The sequence below is a fragment of the Asticcacaulis benevestitus DSM 16100 = ATCC BAA-896 genome, from assembly GCF_000376105.1.
GTDB classification, from domain to species: domain Bacteria; phylum Pseudomonadota; class Alphaproteobacteria; order Caulobacterales; family Caulobacteraceae; genus Asticcacaulis; species Asticcacaulis benevestitus.
Genome location: NZ_AQWM01000039.1, coordinates 13,133 through 31,719 on the forward strand (window position 1 = coordinate 13,133; position 18,587 = coordinate 31,719).

The 18,587-nt window shown below is 59.0% G+C and carries 11 protein-coding genes; 2 read left to right on the top strand and 9 right to left on the bottom strand.

Annotation, left to right across the window (positions count from 1 at the left end):
• Positions 1-165: 165 nt before the first annotated feature.
• Positions 166-3,171, top strand: coding sequence for a TonB-dependent receptor (locus B060_RS0120415; RefSeq protein WP_018083670.1), 3,006 nt, complete (start codon positions 166-168; stop codon positions 3,169-3,171).
• Here B060_RS0120415 and B060_RS26305 read toward each other — a convergent pair.
• Together B060_RS26305 and B060_RS0120425 are read right to left on the bottom strand one after the other, a co-directional pair.
• Complete coding sequence (locus B060_RS26305; RefSeq protein ID WP_018083671.1) at positions 3,168-4,235, bottom strand: hypothetical protein; 1,068 nt, start codon at positions 4,233-4,235, stop codon at positions 3,168-3,170. The two genes, B060_RS0120415 and B060_RS26305, sit on opposite strands and share 4 nt — an antisense overlap.
• A 98-nt stretch (positions 4,236-4,333) precedes the next feature.
• Positions 4,334-7,159, bottom strand: coding sequence for a TonB-dependent receptor (locus B060_RS0120425; protein WP_018083672.1), 2,826 nt, complete (start codon positions 7,157-7,159; stop codon positions 4,334-4,336).
• Between the two features lie 445 nt (positions 7,160-7,604).
• Between B060_RS0120425 and B060_RS26310 the strand changes: the two genes are divergently transcribed.
• Entirely contained in the window at positions 7,605-9,641 is a 2,037-nt protein-coding gene (locus tag B060_RS26310) for a putative bifunctional diguanylate cyclase/phosphodiesterase (RefSeq protein ID WP_018083673.1), read from the top strand.
• Positions 9,642-9,694: 53 nt separating this feature from the next.
• Here the strand turns inward: B060_RS26310 and B060_RS0120435 are convergent, their stop codons facing one another.
• The 7 genes from B060_RS0120435 to B060_RS0120465 all read right to left on the bottom strand — a co-directional run.
• Positions 9,695-10,657, bottom strand: a complete 963-nt coding sequence (locus tag B060_RS0120435; RefSeq protein ID WP_018083674.1) for an aspartyl/asparaginyl beta-hydroxylase domain-containing protein — start codon at positions 10,655-10,657, stop codon at positions 9,695-9,697.
• 2 nt (positions 10,658-10,659) lie between these two features.
• The gene (locus B060_RS0120440) at positions 10,660-12,561 is read right to left on the bottom strand and encodes a tetratricopeptide repeat-containing sulfotransferase family protein (protein ID WP_018083675.1); all 1,902 of its coding nucleotides are present in this window, start codon (positions 12,559-12,561) and stop codon (positions 10,660-10,662) included.
• Positions 12,558-13,163 (bottom strand): aspartyl/asparaginyl beta-hydroxylase domain-containing protein, encoded by a 606-nt coding sequence (locus B060_RS0120445; RefSeq protein ID WP_018083676.1) that lies wholly within the window; start codon positions 13,161-13,163, stop codon positions 12,558-12,560. The genes B060_RS0120440 and B060_RS0120445 overlap by 4 nt, the downstream gene beginning before the upstream one ends.
• Positions 13,160-13,798 (bottom strand): sulfotransferase family 2 domain-containing protein, encoded by a 639-nt coding sequence (locus B060_RS0120450; RefSeq protein WP_018083677.1) that lies wholly within the window; start codon positions 13,796-13,798, stop codon positions 13,160-13,162. Before B060_RS0120450 ends, B060_RS0120445 begins: the two co-directional genes overlap by 4 nt.
• Positions 13,799-13,869: 71 nt before the next feature.
• A complete protein-coding gene (locus tag B060_RS0120455; protein ID WP_023447429.1) occupies positions 13,870-16,749 on the bottom strand; it encodes a TonB-dependent receptor in 2,880 nt (959 codons plus the stop codon).
• 280 nt (positions 16,750-17,029) lie between these two features.
• The gene (locus B060_RS25370) at positions 17,030-17,782 is read right to left on the bottom strand and encodes a DeoR/GlpR family DNA-binding transcription regulator (RefSeq protein ID WP_018083680.1); all 753 of its coding nucleotides are present in this window, start codon (positions 17,780-17,782) and stop codon (positions 17,030-17,032) included.
• 214 nt (positions 17,783-17,996) lie between these two features.
• Positions 17,997-18,587, bottom strand: a 591-nt coding sequence (locus tag B060_RS0120465) for an aldehyde dehydrogenase family protein (RefSeq protein ID WP_018083681.1), incomplete at its 5' end; no start/stop codon positions are given.

Below are 18,587 nucleotides of genomic sequence, written 5' to 3' on the forward strand. Positions count from 1 at the left end.
TTACGCCACAAAGGCCGACATTTTTATGAAAGCGTTCAGAATCACCATCTGACGTCACAAATCCATAGCAATAGGCGGCTAAGGGCAGTCGATGGCCGGCAGGGCTTGATGCCTGGCGCGTCACGATAATCACTCCTTTGTTGCTACGGGACAGCCGGCGCTTTCATGTTCAAGATCGCCTGGTTCATAGCTGCGGGCTTGTGCCTTCCCCTGTCGGCAACGGCCCTGTCGGCAACGGCCATGCCGCGCGCCTTCAATGTGCCCGAACAAACCCTGACAGACGCCCTGCCCCAGCTCGCCGCGCAAGGTCATGTGCAGCTGTTGTTTTCTGCCGGGCATCTCTCCGGTCGCATCAGCGCGCCGGTGCGCGGGCGTATGGAGCCGCTGGCGGCTTTTCAGCGCGCTCTGGCACACAGTGACCTCGTGGTCAGCGCCGTCGGCGATACCACCTTTGTGATATCGCCAGCGCCGCGCCCGCGCGCGCGACCTACCGTCATACCTGTGGCGACAGCCCGACCCATCGAAGTCGCCGTGATTGCCCGCCGCCGCACGCTGGATGGCTCAGCCGTCCCGACCCTTGCCAGCCTTGCCACCGCGCCGGCTGCTGTCATGTCACGTTCCGGCCTTGAGCGAAGCGGTACGCGCAATGCGGTCGAGGCCCTGGCGACTTTGAGCGGCGTTACGGTGCTCAATACCGGCCATTCCTTTATCGGAGGGGTCGATGGCGCCTCGCGCGGTGAAGGCATGTACGCCGCCATTCGCGGGCTCAATACCGAACTGTCGCTCAACCTCATCGATGGCATCCCCATGGCGCAGGGGATGCCCTACACCCGCGCGGTGCAGCTCAGCCTGCTGCCGCCGGACGGTCTGGCCGAGGTCGTCATCCGCAAAACCTCCACGGCCGATATGGACGGCGACGCCATCGGCGCCACGCTCGACTGGCGCACCCCCAGCGCTTTCGATTTCAGCCGCAGGCGATACGCTGCCCTGAACCTTGGCCTGCGCTCGGAAAGCCAGGCGATGGACTATGGCGATGCGCGTGTGGGCAACACCCTCTCTGCGGAATTCGCCGGCCGGTTCGGCGCGGCGGATACCCTTGGTCTTTATCTTAGCGTCTATTCCGATCAGCGCTATTACGCCAATGCCGAATTGGCCAGCATCATGAACGCCCGCAATGACAGTGCCTGGGCCTTTCGACTGACCAATGGCCCGGCTGGTGATAATCCGGACGGCGTCGATCCGGCTGACAATGCCATCATGACCGGACTGAACGCCGGCGTTTCCACAGGCTCCACCCAACGTGCCGGTGGATTTGTCTCCGCTGACTGGCGTGCGTCGGAAGCGATCAGCCTGTTTTTGAAACTGACCGCAGCCCATGCCGATACCGAACAGAACTCGACCTTAAGCCAGTTGGTGCCGGGCGGTGTAAGCTGGATCAACGATCCCGCAACCGGTCTCTATGGCCTGAACATCGGCACGGTATCGACACGCGTCTGGTATGAGACCAACCCCGAAGCCATGACCCTGGCCCAGGTCAAACTGGGCGGTCGGTTCCGCATGGAGCGTCTGACGCTCACCCCCACCCTTTTTGCCGGCTATTCCGAAAACGCCATGCCAGGCCACATCGAGGCTTCCATCCGCGTCAACCAGAACGACAGCCTGAATACGGGTCAAGCGCCACGACCGCTCAACGGCAATCTTATCCGCTATGACGCCGACGGCCTACCCATCCCAATCATGACGAGCGATATCTACAACGATCTCAATTCCGCCAATACCGCCCTCCTGGCGCGTCGGGCGGGGCAGGTCACCGCACAGACCTCGAGCCAGATTCGCTGGGGCGTAAAGCTCGATGCCAGTTACGCCCTGGATGCAGGCGCGCTTCAAAGTCTCGACGCCGGCCTCAAATACAGCACGAGCCACAGGCGCGCCACCTACCGGGACTGGACCAACGGTTTCTTTGCCGATGTGACGGGTCAAGCCGGCCTGACGTGGGCGTTGCTTGGTATTTCCGACCGCTATTACGATCATGCCTTTCCCGGTCTGTACGATTGGCGCATCCCCAAGGTCGACCACAACCGTCTGGTCGATTATTTCACCACCTACAAGACCGAGGCCAGCCTCGACACCTGCGGCGTGCTGGCGATCAACAATTACAATTGCGACACGCAGTCCGGTAAGGAAGACGTTTCGGCCGCCTATATCTCCGGCCGCTTTACCACCCAGAGACTGGAGATCGTGCCGGGGCTGCGTTTCGAGCACAGCGACCTTCAGAATACCTACTGGCTTATGCCCTATGACAATGCGGTCGAGCAGCCAGGAGACTGGCGGCAGAGCCGGTCGACATATGATGCGTGGCTGCCCAGCCTGTTCATGACGTGGCAGGGCGCCGGCGGTGAGTTTCGCTTTGGTTTGTGGCAGGCCTATGCGCGCCCCTCCTTCGTCCAACTCGCCGGCGGGGCCAAGACGACGGTGACGAACGGCGTCACCACCATTACCCAGGGCAATCCCGATCTGAAGCCGGTCACGGCCCTCAATCTCGACCTGTCCGGCACCTGGCGAAGACCGAACCTGCGCCTCACGCTGAACCTCTACGGCAAGGACCTGCGCGATTATCTCTTCGATTACGGCACCACACCCGACGTGTCGGCTGACGGGCTCACGGGGCCGATCCGCTATGTCCAGCCGCGCAACGGTGGTCAGGGCCAGGTCATCGGTGTCGAGGTCGAGATCGAGCAACATCTGTCCGACCGTCTCACCGCCGGCCTGGCCCTGACCGGGCAACATACGCAGGTGGATCTGGGCAGCGATGCGCTTGGCCGCCAAAAGCCGATCCAGAACGCGCCGGGGATATTGACCAGCGGCACTCTCCGGTACACCGGCGCAAAGTGGAGCGGTGACGTGATCTACAGCTACACCTCGGCCTATCTCTCGGTCTATAATACGCTGGGCGCCACCGGCACCTGGGACGACACCTGGGTGCGGCCCCATCACGACGTCAATCTCCATCTGGGTTATCGCGTCAATGCCCATATTCAGCTCGACGCCAACCTCGCCCATGTGCTGGGCGGTTATTCCTACTGGGCGCACGTCGGCAAACATGCGCTCAATATTTCGGATGTCATCGGGTCCGGGCAGAGCCTGAACGTCAGTCTTAAATATACGTTTTAGAACAGGCCGCGCGCCTTGAGCGGCTCGAGGAGCGCCACCACGCCACGGTCGCCCGCCTGGCGCCAGGCCTCGGCTATGCGATCAGCGCCCAGAGTGCTCAGGGCGATCATTCGGAAGCGCCAGTTGTAGGTTTTCACGTCGGTCGGATCGAACCCGAACGCACCGGCAACCGCCGCCAGCGACTCATTGGCGATGACGGCCGCAGGCTCGGCCACCATCCAGTTCTGATCGGAAAGGGTGTGGATATGACACTCTTCCGGCCAGACGCCCTTGGCCGGGAGATATGTGCCGGCATCGACGCGCGCGATGATCGCCGCCGCCCGCAGCCAGTTGTCGACCTTTACCCTGTCGGCGTCTTCCGGTGCGGCGTGAGCGCAGGCCTGCACCTGAACAAGGCTTGGCGGCAATCCGCGTCGCATGGTTTCGGCCAGACCCAGAATATGATGCGCGCCTGTGCCGGCGATGCTGATTTCTTGCATTTCCGTTCCATCGTTCCGCCATTGGAAGACCAGGCTCTTGGCCCAGTCATGCCAGATAACGGCGGCCGTCAGGGTGTCACGGTCAAGTGTCAAGCCTGACTGATCATGGTAGGCTTCGGCCAGATCATGCGCGTTGCGCAGATTGAACGCCTCGTGCTGCACGAGACCGCCTGGCCAGTCATGGTGGCTGCCTTCGTTACCGCCGGGCGCGGCAAAGATCGGCTGCGGCAGATGCGGACACGGGCTTTCATCGGCGACAACCGGCGGGAAAACGCCATCCGTCAAATTTTCCTCGCGCTTTAGGAAGCCCTGAGCGATGAGCGCGGTTACAATTGCCTGCTTGTCCTTATCGGTCAGGTCGACGCGGTGGGCGATGCAGGTCTCGGGGGCAAGACCGTTGCGCGTCGCCTCTGCCAGTCTGCGGTCGCCTATGCCCCCCGCTGCCGACTTCAGATCGGCATAAGCTCTTTGCACAGAGGCGGAAGCCGCGGCGATAGCGGTCGCCCCCTCATTGCCGACACCCGTCTTCGCAAACGCACAGGCAGGCAAACTCAGAATAAGCGCGATCACAAACAATATCTTCACAGCCTTAACCTTGAAAAAAGAGGAGCGGAAAGCCTTGTGGCCTTCCGCTCCAAGTTAAGAACGCCGGTCGGAACGCCTACCGGACGGCGTTCCGGGGATCAGTAGTCGTACTTTACGGTCAGCAAGGTGGTGCGGCCGGTATCGACAATGTCATTGATGGCGAAGGCACGCTTGCCGACATGCGCCCAGTAGCTGTAGTCTTTCAGCAGGTTGGCGACCGACAGGTCGATCTTCACATGGTCATTGACCTTGTAGCCGGCGTGCAAGTCGACGCGACGGGTTGGCTTCACCCAGACATCGACGCCACCGATCACGGCGTAGTTGGCGAGATACGCGCCCTTGTAGCCGTAGTTGAGGTCGAGGCTCATGCCATACTTCTCGTAGAAGATCGAGGCGTTGGCGAGCCATTCCGGAGCGTTTTGAATCGGCTTCTTCTGGCCGCTACCAAGATCTGACCCCAGATCAACGATTGTCCACTGGCGGGTGGCGTTACCAGCGAGCCCAAACCCGCTCATCCAGCCCGGCAGGGTGGTGAACTTCTGGCGGATCTGCGCTTCCAGGCCGGTGACATGCCCATCGCCACCATTTTCCGGCATGTTCGTCTTCACCTGGCCTTCAATGGCTTTGGTGCCATTGAGGTAGTTGCTGCCATTGTCGAAGATGTAGTGCGACAGGGCCTTGTAATAGGCCGAGATCTGGGCGTGACCGCCGGCCGAAGTCGTCCATTCTGCGGCCAGGTCATAGTTGACCGCGTCGATGGCCTTCAGGTTCGGATTGCCTTTGGTAATGGTCGTGGTGCCATCGTCGGAGGTTGAGGTCTGCGCGCCACCGCCCAGTTGGGTGAAAGGCGGACGGGTGTAGGACGTCCAGATCGAGGCACGATAAACGGCATTGCCGGCGGGACGATAGTTGAGGAAGACGCTCGGCAACACCTTGTCATATTCGACGCGGTTGCTCTCAAAATGAGAAACGTCTTTAGTACCTTCCGTGCTGTCGTCAGAGGCGCGCACCCAGTAGGTATTGTCGATCTGGGCGTGTTCATAGCGCAGGCCAGGCAGGACTTCGAGATTACCGAACTTGTAATCTGCCATGACATAGGCAGCCGTAACGGCTTCCGTGCCCTTCTGGGTGTTACAGTTGTAATTGTCGTCATAGCTTTTCTGAATGGTTTGAGCGGTGGTTTTGTCATAACCCACGCAGGTATCGAAGCTTTCTACGGTTCTGAACTTGTTGAAGTAATCCAGCAGAACGGATTCATTCACCTTGGGGACAGCCCAGTTATAAACGCCGGGGAAGACAGAGCTATATTCGCCATCAGCGATGCCGAGCGACGCCCAGGTCTCGCCGCCGTGCCCTAAAGAGTTGGCAAAGTGGGCATTGGTCCAGTCACGGTTGGTGACGCGGCGCAGGCTATCGGTAAACTTGAAGCCGGTCTTGATGTACTGCAGTGCACCGCCATCGGCGTCATAGCGGGCATCGAGCTTGAAGCCACCCTTAGTCTGGTTGGAGAAGCTCTCGGTCAACTGACCGGAACGACGGGCCAGAAGCGCGGTGTCCGAATGGTTGAGGTCGTTATAGATGTCGGTCGTATAGAGCGGGATCGGGAAGCCGTTGTTGTCATAGCCGATAGACAGACCACCGAGCGGGCGATTGCTGCCATGATTGTAGTTATCGCTTTGATTGATGCGCGCCGAGGTTTCGATATGGTCGGGCCGGTCATTATTGCCATAGCTCATGAAGACGCTGGGCGAGAGGGTCCAGGCGCCGGCGCGCTTCTCACCGCCCAAAGTAAAGGTGGAGAGGGTCGCTACTTCCGGATTGGTTTCATACCAGACGCGGGTTGAAATCTGGTCGACGCTCAGGGCGTAGCGATCAGTCGTGCCGACTTGGTTGTGGCTCTTGGAGGCGCTGGCGTATTGCGACAGGGTGGAGTTCTGCTCGGTATCGGCACGGGCGTAGGAGGCGCGGGCATAGAGGCTGAGGGTGTCGTCGACATTCCAGTCAAAGGACAGATTGCCGCCCCAGCGCTTGGTCGAACCGTTTGATACGCCGACATTGATACCGGTCTGGACCATATTGGCTTGCTTGTCTAGGCCGGGGTAGCTCTTGCCGTTCGTCGGAGCGTCCATGACCAAGTAATCCCAGCCGCCGTCGTTCGTTGCCGCCATGAGGCCGGCCGATTCCGAGTTGGCGTAGGCGCGTTCGTCGTAGAAAAGGCTGCCATAGACGCCGAACTGCCCATTCGGGCCAAACTTGGTGGCGTATTCACCAGCGATGCCGCCGCCGAGGCCGGAGTCATCGTAATCGCGCGCACGGCTTTCCAGACGGCCCGACAGGGTAACGCTGGCATGGGTTTTGTCGGAGAAGTTGAAGGCCGTCGGCGTGCGGAAATCGACCGTACCACCGATGGCGTCGCCGTCCATATCGGCGGTCGAGGTCAGGTTGAGCACGATGGTTTGCAGACCGGAAGGCGGCAGCAGCGACAGCTGGACGCCGCGCGAATAGGGCATACCCTGCGCCACCGTCACGCCATTGATCATGTTGACATTATATTCGCTGTTCATGCCGCGCAGCGACACGAACATGCCCTCGCCGCGCGAGGCGCCATCGATGCCGCCGAAGAAGGAATTGCCGGTGTTCATGACATTGACGCCGGGCAAGGTGCCGAGCGCTTCGGCCACATTGTGCACGGCCGTGTGATCAAGATCGTCCTTGGACAGGACCGAAATGGTGTTGATGGCCTTCATCTGGGCGTTGATGGCCTTATCGCGGGTGGCGTAGACCACGACGACGGTCGATTGGTCAGCAGCCTCAGTATCGGTGGGCGCCGCATCCTGGGCATGGGCAGCCGTCCAGGCCATGCCGAGCGTCATTACCGTAAGGGCCGAAGCCATCAGGCCTTGTTTGAAATTGCGTTTTGTCATGTGAGTCCTCAGCGAGACAGGGCGACACGACGCCGCCCCCCAAAGCGAGAGACGCAAGGCTTGGGACAACACGCAGATTTTTATAAAAAATTCACAAAACTCCGCCGCGGGAGTGCAATGAGCGATCACCCGTTTTAATCCAGCGAATTTTGAAGCCTCCGATAGCCTGCTTTTACAGCACGCCTGCGCGGCCCTCTGTAGATATCGAACATTTCTTTTGTAAACTGAGCGTTAGTGAAATTGGCGTAACGTTGTTCACGGACTCGTTTTCCAAGCGCTAGGCTTGTCACGCGACCTGTGCGGGTTCTGCCAAAGACCAGGATTTATGATCGTGAATTTTCGTGTGGCGATAGCCGCCCTAAAGTTTTTACCGGACGCTAAAATTGCCAATTATAAAACTCATGGTGTTTATTTTGCCCGATAGACACCAGGACGGCAGGTTGAGATGAGGTCAGATATCAAGACAGCCGAACGCCTTCAGGCCAAGCTGGTAGAGGTTGCGTACAAAAACATACCGCCGATGCTGTGCGTGAATATCGCCGCGGCGATAGGAGCCGCTTGTACGGTCGGCGGGGAAGGCTACAAACTTGCCTGGGTTTGGCTCACCTTGATGCTGGCTTTATCCGCTATTCGCTTGTTTGATTGGGTAAGACACCGGTCCGCCGTAAAATCGGGCTCGGTCGATGCCCCGCGTCAGATTGAATATTGGCAGAGAAATTACGGCATGTGGTTATGTGCCTCAGCCCTTTTGTGGGCTGTGCTGGCCTGCGCGGTCATCGACGGCGAAGCTAAGCATGCAGGATGCATATCAAAGTACACCTTGATCATCATCATTTCCGCCTTGGCGGGCGGCGCCACGGGTGTCACCGCCGCGCTGAAATATGAAGGACGAACCTATATCAGCATATTACTGATCCCAGCGTCTTTAGCGCTCGCCATCTTTAGCCCCGTCGATATCGCTATTGCAACGCTGGGTTTGGTGTTCTGGGTTGTGATGCTCGTGAGCCATACCAACAACAATACCATTCTGCGCCAAAGCCTGAATTTGCAGCACGAGAACATCAAGCTGATTGCGGATCTGAAGGATCTGAATGGCACGCTCGAAACAAAGATCATTGATCGCACCCGTGCCCTGAAAGAGATTGCGTATCTGGACGCCCTGACACATCTACCCAACCGGCGCGGACTGATGGAATGGGCCAGGGCCTTCATAAAAGATAATAATACCTCATCTGTCGCTGTGATGTTTCTGGATCTCGATCGTTTCAAGCAGATCAATGACGCCCTGGGACACGACATCGGGGACCGCGTCCTGGTCAGCGTGGCGGAGCAGATCAAAACCCAGTTGCCGCCGGACGCCATACTGGCCCGCTGGGGCGGAGACGAATTTATCGTGGCGGTCCCCCGCACAATAGACGCGCCCGACCGGGTTCATAGCCTGTCTGACCAAATTATCCAGGCGGTCAGCCTGCCTTTCACGCTTAACGGCGAAACCATCAGACTGGGCGTCAGCATCGGGTTGGCGCTCTACCCTGATGACGACAAGTCCTTTACAGACGTCATTCACGCGGCGGATCTGGCGGTGACCGAGGTCAAGCGCACCGAGCGTGGACGCGCCCTCGCCTATAGTGAAACCTACGCGGAAATTCAGCGCCGCAGATATGATCTGAGCCGCGCCCTGGGTGAAGCCATCGGCACAGACGAACTCAGTCTGGCCTATCAGCCTATCATCAGCGCCAAAACGGGTCGCGTGGTGGCTCAGGAAGCCCTTGCCCGCTGGAAGCACCCTGTTCTGGGCGCCATAAGCCCCGATGAATTCATAAAACTGGCAGAAGATACCGACAGGATCGTGGCCCTGGGAGACTGGGCCCTTGAGCGCGCCTGTACGGACGCCGTCAATTGGGGCCAGGACGGCGCCGGGGTCAAGGTTGCGGTCAATGCCTCCATCAAACAACTGCTTCACGGACAATTTGATCTCAAGGTCGTTCAGATCCTTAACCGGACAGGCCTCAGCCCAGCGCGGCTGGAGATCGAAGTCACCGAATCCCTTTTCGATGACGAACATCTTGAACAGGTTTTGGGCTGTGTCAAAAACCTGCGCGAACTCGGCGTCGAGATTCACATTGATGACTTCGGCACCGGCTATTCCTCTCTCTCGCGTCTGCACAGATTCCCCGTGACCGGAGTCAAAATCGACCGCCATTTTGTCAATGACATTGATGGGCAGGGCCGAGTGATTGTCGAAAGCGCTGTCATGATCGCGCGACGATTTGGTTTTGAGGTGATTGCCGAAGGCGTTGAAACCTTCGCCCAGGCCAAGACCCTGTACGAAATCGGCGTCGACAAGTTTCAGGGCTATTATTTCGGGCGGCCTTCTGCCGTGGCCTGCCAGGAGAGCTTTGCCCCCCAATGGACGTCAGAGGCAGCGCCTGGCGCAGACCGAGATGACGCGTCCTTCTTGTCTTACTCAGGCCTCCGATAAGCGTTATCTCAACGTACCGGTTTGGACAAATCAGGCTTACAGACGCCTTGAGCCTATTCCGCGTTCGCAGCCTGAAGATCCTCTGCGACCAGATGTTGCAGCACGCGTTTTTCCAGCACCAGCATTGCATTTGCCGCATTGGTGCGCATAACAAGACCCTCAGCAAGCGGTAAGGCGGCCGCGTGCACGGCGTGGGCCAGCCGCAGGAATTCGGCCCGCCCTCGCCCGCTGATACCATGCAGAGCACAGAGCTGACGCCAATCCTGCACAAAGCTCTCCAGCAGCCGGCTGAACTGCACCGCGCGCATGCGGCTGTCAGTCGCATCATGGGCCACCGTCAGTTCGGCGCACAGGTCATCGATCAGCCACTGCACTTCTGCCGCCGGCATGACCGGCGTTCGCTGATCGCTTTCGGCAAGCAGGTTGGGCGTGATGCCGTGCCGCCACGCCACCGTCGGCCATTGCGCGCGCGGCGGCTGTTGCCCGCAGGCAAATTGCCAGAACGCCGCGGTGCCCGTGGTATCGGCCACAAGATGGATGCGATCTCTCGTCGCGTTATTTTCCACATGGTGCCGCCGCCAGTTATCGAAGATCCAGGCCTCGCCCGTATCCATGTGCACCGATTGACCATCACAGTGAAAACGGACTCCGGTTTGCGTAAAGACCGGGATGTGCACACGCACGCGCGTATGCCAGTGATAGTTGATATCGGCATGTTCGGGCACGCCCGCGCCGGGTGCCAGGCGCATCAGCCGTGAACGGCTCCACACCACGCCAAACCCGGCCAGAACCTGGCGCATATAGGGCATGGCCTCAAGCCATTGGGTGGCGCGCATCTGACCGTGGACGGAATCTGTCTCTTCCCCTCCGGCGCTAATCAGCCGCGCCGCGCTGTTACCCGGCACATTATCCGGGTGGGGCACCCAGGCCTCTGCCGGCAAGGCCGCGACTTCGGCTTGCAGTCGCGCCACGTCAAACAGGACAGGGAGTTGGAAAAAGGGGCGTGAGAGTTTCATGATTAATCCCTGTAGCGGGTCATAGCATCACCCAGCGCATCCCGCAGGCTTCCAAGCCAGGGGGTAAAGTGTTGCCATTGGTCAAGCCCTTCCCGACGGATGGGCTGGCGCACCTGTTCGGAACTGGGGGTGCGCACGCTGCGTCTGGTCTCATAGAAGGTCAGGCAGGCGGGCTCGAAGGATAAACTGCAATGGCCCAGCATCCGCCGCACACTGCCGTCAAGATCGTCCACCACATCCTCATAGTGCACCCTCAGGACGCGGCCGGGCAGCACATCATCCCAGTGCCGCATCAGGTCAAGATAGCTGCGATAATAGCGGGCGATGTCGTCAAGGTCGTAGGTGAATTCCTGATTGGTCGTGCCGAACAACTGCTTGAGATTGCTAAAGCATCCGGCCATAGGTTCGCGCCGCACATCGATGATGATGGCCCGCGGCAAGATCATATGAATCAGACCGATGTGCCAGAAATTGTTGGGCATCTTGTCGATAAAGAATGGCCGGCCCAACCGGCGATAGGTGCGGGTCTCTGCGAGGAAGCGCTCACCAAGCCTATGGGCCTCATCGGCGGTCACACGCTGCATCGCCTCCAGATCGAACGGCAAACCACAATAGGGATCGCGACCACAAATTTCACCTGCGTAGCCGCCGATTTCAGTCAGTTCCTGCGTGCCTTCCACGCCAGAATGAGAGGCCAGAATCTGCTCGATCAGGGTCGAACCCGAACGCGGCAAGCCCACGATAAAGATGGGAGTTGTGTCGTCCACGCCCCGGCCATCGCGTTCCGCAAAAAATTCAGCGGTGAAGACCTGCTTCAACCTGTTCACGCAGGCTTCTACGACCTCCGGACGATAGCGCGAGGTCATGCGCCGCACCTTGTTGCCAAGTGCATAATGGCCCCACGAGGCTTCGTAATCGCCGCGGTCCTCTAAAGCCTTGCCGAGCGCAAAACCTAAATACACCCGGTCCATATCCTGAAGATCAGGCCTTGCGTCTAAAGCCTGCATGCTCGCGATATCATCGTCGCTGAAAGCGTAGGTCTTGAGGTTGGCGAGGCCAAACCAGGCGACGCTATTCTTTGGCCGCGCGTCCAGTGAGGCACGATAGTCTGCGATGGCTTCCTGGCTGCGACCGGTGATTTTCAGCGCGTTGGCCCGCCACAGTCGCAGATCGGCCATTTCATGCCCCGATGAAAGCCCGGCCAGCAGGCTTTCATAAATGTCGATCACAGGCTCATGGTCGCCTAACCCCACGCAGGCGGCGGCGTAACTCTTGAGATAGTCGCGGTTGTGCGGATCGTGGCTTAGCAAATGCTCGGCCTGGCTTCGGGCTTCCTCATGCTTTTGTTGCTGCAACAGCACCATGGCGTAATCCAGGCGCGCCGCGTGGTAGTCGGGCGCACGCGCCAGTACGCCTTGCAACACAGCCTCGGCCTCATCCGGCGCATTCCGTTCCTGGCAAATACGCGCCAGCAAACGCAGGGCGCCAACATTGCCGCTGTCCTTGCGCAGGTGGTCGCGAAGAATATCCTCTGCAGGCGCCAAATCACCATCGGCAAGGAGGCTGTTGGCCACCACCACCTCTGACGGCAGGTGCTTCAACGTCACCAGATGCTGCGCCGCCGTTGCTGCATTGTCCGTGTCGCCCACCATGCGGTAAAGCTGCTGCAGCATGTCCCAGCTCGCCGGCAGGGTCGGGTTGAGGCGCACGGCGTCTTGCAGGGCCTTGATGGCGTCTGGCGCATTACCCAGCAGAACATGGCAATGGCCGCGCTCCTGATAGAGACGGCTGAAACCGGGATGGAGGGCCTCCAGCCGCGCAAGTGTGGCCAGGGCTTCAGGGACGCGCTGGCGTATGCGCTGGTCTCTGGCTTCCTGTAACAAGGCATCGCGCTCCGCCGTCATCGTTGCGCACCGGCAAGCAAAGGCTCCAGCCAGGCCGGATCGGGCTGGTCGGCATCATAGTATTCAAAGATCAGATGGATGCGGTCGGTGTCGCCGTTATTGCGCACCCAATGCGGCCCCAGATTGTTGACCTCCACAGCCTCTGCGGGCGGGAAATAGTGTTCTTCACCGCCGAAGAAAGAGACCACTCCGGCATGGGTCGTCAGCGGGACATGAATCTTGTGCGGCCATTTTGCGGCGGGGTTGGCGTCGATATGCGGATGGATGACGCCGCCTGCCGGCATTCGGGCCAGCATGACCCGTGGGAAGACACCGCTGCTATAACCATAGTCTCGGACGGCTTGCGCCAAGACCGGCTCCAGCAGACCCTGCCATGGCTGCCACCCCGCGCGATCATGGGAATGGCGCCAGTCAAGCGGGCTGTCGACAAAGCGAAAGACGATGTGGCGCGTGGCATCCAGCACCTCGAATCGGTTCGGTTTGGCGGCATTTTCCGCGTCCCAGACGTCTTCGGGGATCGCCAGCACGGCCGCCTTCAGCGCGGTGATATCGACCGGACCAAGCTTTAGAACCGTTGTCGTCTTGCGCGGATTGGCGTTCATCGGATGCCTTCAAAGCTGTAGCCGAAAAGCTCCAGATCCTGCGCATAACGGGCGCTGACACCGTCGATCAGGGTCTGGTCGTAATAGTCACGATAGTCGCCGCGCTTCGTACCGTTGACGCGGTCTAGCGGGCGCGAGGCTATGCCGATACGCGCACAGATCGCGTCATACGACTCTTGCATCGTCTCAACGCGGCCGACTATATGCGTCAGGAGGGTTTGACCGTCATCATCCGTCAGCAGAGCCGCCTGAGGCTGGAACAGGATATGGTTTTCCGGCGGCGCCCGGAACAGAAAATGATACATCGCCTCGCGCGGGTGCTGCTGAAAGTCATCGCCGCCGCGCAGCATGAAAGCGCAGTAGGAGACGAAGCGGTCGAAGGGATTGCGCACAAAGGCGAACTTGAAATAGCTGTCGAAGGCGTCATAGCCGAGATAGGGCCGCACCTGGCGCAGGGACAGGTGACCATGCTGGATTGCGGCCAGATCCGCCCAGGGGAAGCGCTTGTTGACGAACAGGCCTACCTGCTCAAAGTCCGTCTCGTCCATATGTTCGCGCAAGGCCTGGCGCACGGCGTGGGTGCCGGTCTTGGGAACGGCGGCGAAAATGAACCGGTGGCTGTGGGATACGATCATGGTTTACAACGGCAAAAGCGCTCCCACCTCCGGAAGGGAGATGGGAGCGCCTGCTTTAGCAGAGTTTATTATCAGAATTTATAGCTGAGCCCGACCATGTAGGTCGCGCCGCTTTGATTCTGATTGTAGAGGTACTCGTTCTGGCCCCAGAACTGCGTGTCCTTCTGGTTGGTCAGGTTGATACCGTTCAGGGTGATCTGAAGCTTGTCATTGACGTTGTAGAAGGCCGCCGCATCGACATAGGTTGAAGCCTCGAAGCCGCGCGTACCGGCACTCATTACGCTAGCACTATTTCCGCTGAACCATTTGTCACGGTGGCTAAGCGAGACGCGACCGCCCCAGGTCTTGGTTTCGTAATACAGCGTGGCGTTATAGCTGTTCTTCGAGATGCCGGTGATCGTAGGCGCGTCCACATGGGAGTAGTTCGCCGTCACACCGAAATTATCGAAAGGCGCCGGCAGGAAGGAGAGTTGGCTTTGCGCCACCACTTCCACACCAGTCAGCTTAATGCTGCCATCAGCGTTGACCGGCATCTTGAACTCATTGATGATGGTGTTGGCCGTTGCACCCCGAATTGTGGCTACCGGGATCTCTGCCTGTGCAAAGGTAAGCTCATTGCCATCCTCGACACTATAGGTATCCGAAGTGATGAAGTTGGTGATGTCCTTCTGGTAGACGCCGATCGAAAGCAGGCCCACCTTGCCGAAATAGTATTCGACGGCCAGGTCAAATGTATTGTCCTTGTAGGGCTTGAGGTTGGGGTTGCCGCGCTCCGCCGAGATGTCGCAATTGTTTTTCCCGTCCACGGCAATCTGACAGTCACCCGTGCCAGTACCGATTTCTTTGTCCGAGAAGGCACTGCCCTTGGCCGCCATCGAACCGATACCCGGACGGTTCAGGTTCTGCGTGGCGGCGAAGCGCACCAGCACGTCCGGCGTCAGTTCAAGCACCGTATTCATCGATGGCAGAACGCCCGAATAGCTCCCCTTCACGTCGGTCGTGCCGAGATAGGCATAGTTGTCACCTTGAATCCAGCCGGTCGAGTGGGTGTCGGTGCTGTAACCACGCAGGCCGAGATTTCCACGGAAACGCTTACCCATGAGTTCGCTGTCCCAGTCCGCCTGCGCATACCAGGAAACCGTCTCTTCCGAGGTGTCGTAAACGTTCTCGATATCCTGGAGCGCACCGCCCGAACCATCCTTATTGGTCTCAAAGCGGTGGTACTCGTTGTACTTCTTAAAGGCCTTGTCGTAGTCGCCGATCAGCCACGAGCCAAATTCGTTGGTGTAGACGGAGGTGATGCCAGCCACGGAGGTGCCGCGCGTCTTGGCCGTGGTGCCGTTGACATTGCCGTCATAGAACAGGTCGATGCCATCCTGAGCGAAACGGTGATAGGCCACACCGGCGCGCAGGGTCCAGATGTCGGACAGGTTGTAGCGCGCATTCAGCACACCTTCCTTGAGTTCCGAGGCATTGTGGAAACCGCGATAATAGAAGTTATCCATCACGTAGTTGTCCGGATTCGTCGTGTCCCAGCCCGAATAGTTGAACGAAGCCGATTGACCGTCGGCGCCGTAATTGGCGACGAGATTGCCCTTGGCGCGCATGTAAAGCTTGTCGTCATAAGGAGTCTCGTAGGTCGACTTCTCATAACCGATATGACCGTCGATAAAGAGGCGGTCAGAGACGTCCCACTTGCCGGTCAATGCGATCTGATCAAAGCGGTTTTCGTTCAGCGAACGGCGGTTCTCGCTGCCGAAGGTGACGTTGGACGCATCCGTCATGGTAACGTAGCCGGTCTTATCGACCGTGAAATCGTTGAGAACCGTCGCCGTCCGGTACTGCGCGGGGTATGGTGAACCCGCCGCCGTGTCCAGAGTCGTGGAGCCAAGGCCTTCTATGGGTCGCGTGGCGAGGTGGAGTTCCTCGCGGTGCGTGGTGAATTCGCCATGCAGCACGTCCAACGTCAGCAGAACGTTTTCCGTCGGACGCCATTGTACGGCGCCCGTCAGGCCCAGCCGCTCCTGCTTCGCGTTCCAGGAAGAGAGGCGGTTGCCATCGGCGAAATAGAGGTCGCCGGCGAGGAACCGGGCTTGCTTTTCGGCGCTCAGGTTGGAAATATCCAGACCGGCTCTGACAAGGTCACCTGCCTCATCAACAGTTTTAGTCGGATCAGGATCTATAACGGTCTTGGCCAGTTGGCTGTAGTTGTAAGTATTGTGACCCTGTTCCGTGGTCTCGCGCTTGCTGTAAGCAACTGAGAAGGCCACGCCGAACTTGTTGTCCCAGTTGTGGCTGTAGAGCGCGGCGATACGCGGCTGCGCATCCTTGGTGTATTCGTTGGTGCCGAGCTTGAGAGACACGGCGCCCTTGGAGCCAACGCCATAGTCGAATGGCTTGCCGGTGAACAGGCCGACCGTGCCGCCCATGCCGCCTTCGTTTTGCGACGCCTGGAAGGTCTTCTCGACCTCCACCTTCGAGAACAGTTCCGAGGCGAAGATGTTGAAGTCGAAAGAGCGGTCGCGCGAACGCTGGCCACGGCTGTCCTGGGCGGAATCGACATTGCCCAGAACTTCCATGCCGTTCAGTTGCACGCGAGCGAAATCAGGCCCCAGACCACGCAAAGATATCCGGCGGCCTTCACCGGCTTCGCGGGTGATCTGCACACCCGGCAGGCGCTGCATCGATTCCGCCAGGTTCAGTTCCGGGAACTTCGCCATGTCTTCGGCGACAATCACGTCTTTCTGGATGGTCGCATCGCGCTTGATACGGCGCGCATCGCTGAGGGACTTGCGAAAGCCGGTGACGACCACTTCCGTGGCGGTCTCTTCTGACGTGGCTTGACCGCTTGTCGTATCCGGAGCGGCCTGGGGTGCGGTTTGCGCGAACGAGGGCGCGGCGAGAAAAACAAGCGCGCCTGCGGCTGCGCCCATCATGAGCATATTCTTCATAAAATCTCTCCGTGAAAAAACAGGGTGCGGAGCGATCGCGATGCAAAAGGAAATGCCCCCCGCGGCCGGCCACGGAGAGGACGCTTACCGATGCTATGTGACAGTTGTGTATTTTATGACGGAAAATGTGGTGATTTGTGAGGTTTATTTGCCTTGGTGTTGCATTTTTGTGGATTGATCCACTTTCTGTGTTGATCAGGACAAAAATACCAACACCCCCTTACCGCAACGCCATAAATCTAAGAACCGATCTCAGCCTTGCTGAACAAGGCTTCAAGCCCTAGCCAATCTGCACTTCCACCTCATCCAAGGCGTCAAGGATTTGCCTGGGCGGCAGGGCATCGGTGACAAAGATATCAATTTGTTTGAAGTCGAGCGCCTTCACGATACCCTGACGCTCGAACTTGGACGAGTCCGCCAAGGCGACAACCCGCGACGCAAGGGCCGCGAGGCCCGCTTTCATCGACGCTTCCGGATAGTGGAAATCGAGCAGTCCGCGCCTTGAATCGACGGCGCCAATCGAAAAGAAGGCTATTTCCGGGGTGAAGCTGCTCATAAAGGCTTCGGTTTCACGGCCGAAACTCGACTGATAGTCACTGTCAATGGCACCACCACCGAAAAAGACCTTGGCGCCGTTCTTACCGGCCATCTCCCGCGCTACATCCAGGGCGTTGGTGATGACGGTCAGATTTCGCTGCTTGGATAAGGCCTTGCAGAGCCAGTACGCGGTCGAACCGGAATCGATGAGGACCGTCATGCCGTCTTCCACAAGTTCCGAAGCCTTCAGGGCTATGGCTTGCTTTTTTTCGGCATTTTGGTTCCTGCGCACCAGATAGGGTGCTTCTACCGCATTCTCTTTCAGCGTTACGCCGCCGCGGACGCGATAGGCCTGCCCTTCGGCTTCCAGTTGGCGAATATCGCGGCGGATCGTTTCATCACTGACGTCGAAGCGTTGCGCAAGGTCCGAGATGGCGCAACTGCGATGTAATTGCAGCAAATTGTAGATCTCGGATTGGCGGGTATCTTGAAGCATGCGCTCTCTGGGGATAATGGCCATGGGGTCGTTCTGATGGGTTTGGTTACCGCCGGCTGTCAACCGGTTCCGCTGATACGTACCTATGGCGCGCCGCTCCCGCCCCAACCATCCGATGGGTAAGGCGGGAGCGGCGCCACCAAGGCGTCAGACCCAAAACATATAACCTAAGCGATATCAAGCCAGACCTTTTATCGCTGTGTGGCCCCCGACCCTAGGCCATGGTCGGGATGACAAAGCTCTGATCGCTGACAGCGCCGCCTTGCGGCCAGCGCTGGGTGATGGTCTTGACACGCGTGTAGAAGCGCACGCCATCCATGCCGTACTGGTTCAGATCGCCAAAGCCCGAACGCTTCCAGCCGCCAAAGCTNTGATAGGCNACGGGCACCGGGATCGGCACATTGATGCCCACCATGCCGACCTCGACCTGATCAGCGAAGCTGCGTGCGGCATCGCCATTACGTGTGAAGATGGCGACACCGTTGCCGTAAGGGTGGCGGCTCGGCAGGCTGAGGGCNTCCTCAAACGATTGGGCGCGTACCATCTGCAATACNGGGCCGAAGATTTCATCCTGATAGGATTTCATGCCAGCGGTAACGNGATCGAACAGGGTCGGCGCCAGGAAGAAGCCGTTCTCATAACCTTGCAGCGAGAACCCGCGTCCATCGAGCACCAGGTCTGCACCTTCGTCTACGCCCATCTGGATATAGGATTCGATGCGCGCCTTGTGGGCGGCACTGACCACGGGGCCATAGTGCGCCTCGGCATCGGTCGAGACACCGACGCGCAAGCCTTGAGCGGCTGC

What these genes read in the sequence shown, in the direction of transcription:
- B060_RS0120425 (WP_018083672.1), bottom strand. Translation starts at nt 7,159, where the DNA reads ATGACAAAACGCAATTTCAAACAAGGCCTGATGGCTTCGGCCCTTACG.
- B060_RS0120435 (WP_018083674.1), bottom strand. Translation starts at nt 10,657, where the DNA reads ATGAAACTCTCACGCCCCTTTTTCCAACTCCCTGTCCTGTTTGACGTG.
- B060_RS0120445 (WP_018083676.1), bottom strand. Translation starts at nt 13,163, where the DNA reads ATGAACGCCAATCCGCGCAAGACGACAACGGTTCTAAAGCTTGGTCCG.
- B060_RS0120415 (WP_018083670.1), top strand. Translation starts at nt 166, where the DNA reads ATGTTCAAGATCGCCTGGTTCATAGCTGCGGGCTTGTGCCTTCCCCTG.
- B060_RS26310 (WP_018083673.1), top strand. Translation starts at nt 7,605, where the DNA reads ATGAGGTCAGATATCAAGACAGCCGAACGCCTTCAGGCCAAGCTGGTA.
- B060_RS25370 (WP_018083680.1), bottom strand. Translation starts at nt 17,782, where the DNA reads ATGCTTCAAGATACCCGCCAATCCGAGATCTACAATTTGCTGCAATTA.
- B060_RS0120440 (WP_018083675.1), bottom strand. Translation starts at nt 12,561, where the DNA reads ATGACGGCGGAGCGCGATGCCTTGTTACAGGAAGCCAGAGACCAGCGC.
- B060_RS0120455 (WP_023447429.1), bottom strand. Translation starts at nt 16,749, where the DNA reads ATGAAGAATATGCTCATGATGGGCGCAGCCGCAGGCGCGCTTGTTTTT.
- B060_RS0120450 (WP_018083677.1), bottom strand. Translation starts at nt 13,798, where the DNA reads ATGATCGTATCCCACAGCCACCGGTTCATTTTCGCCGCCGTTCCCAAG.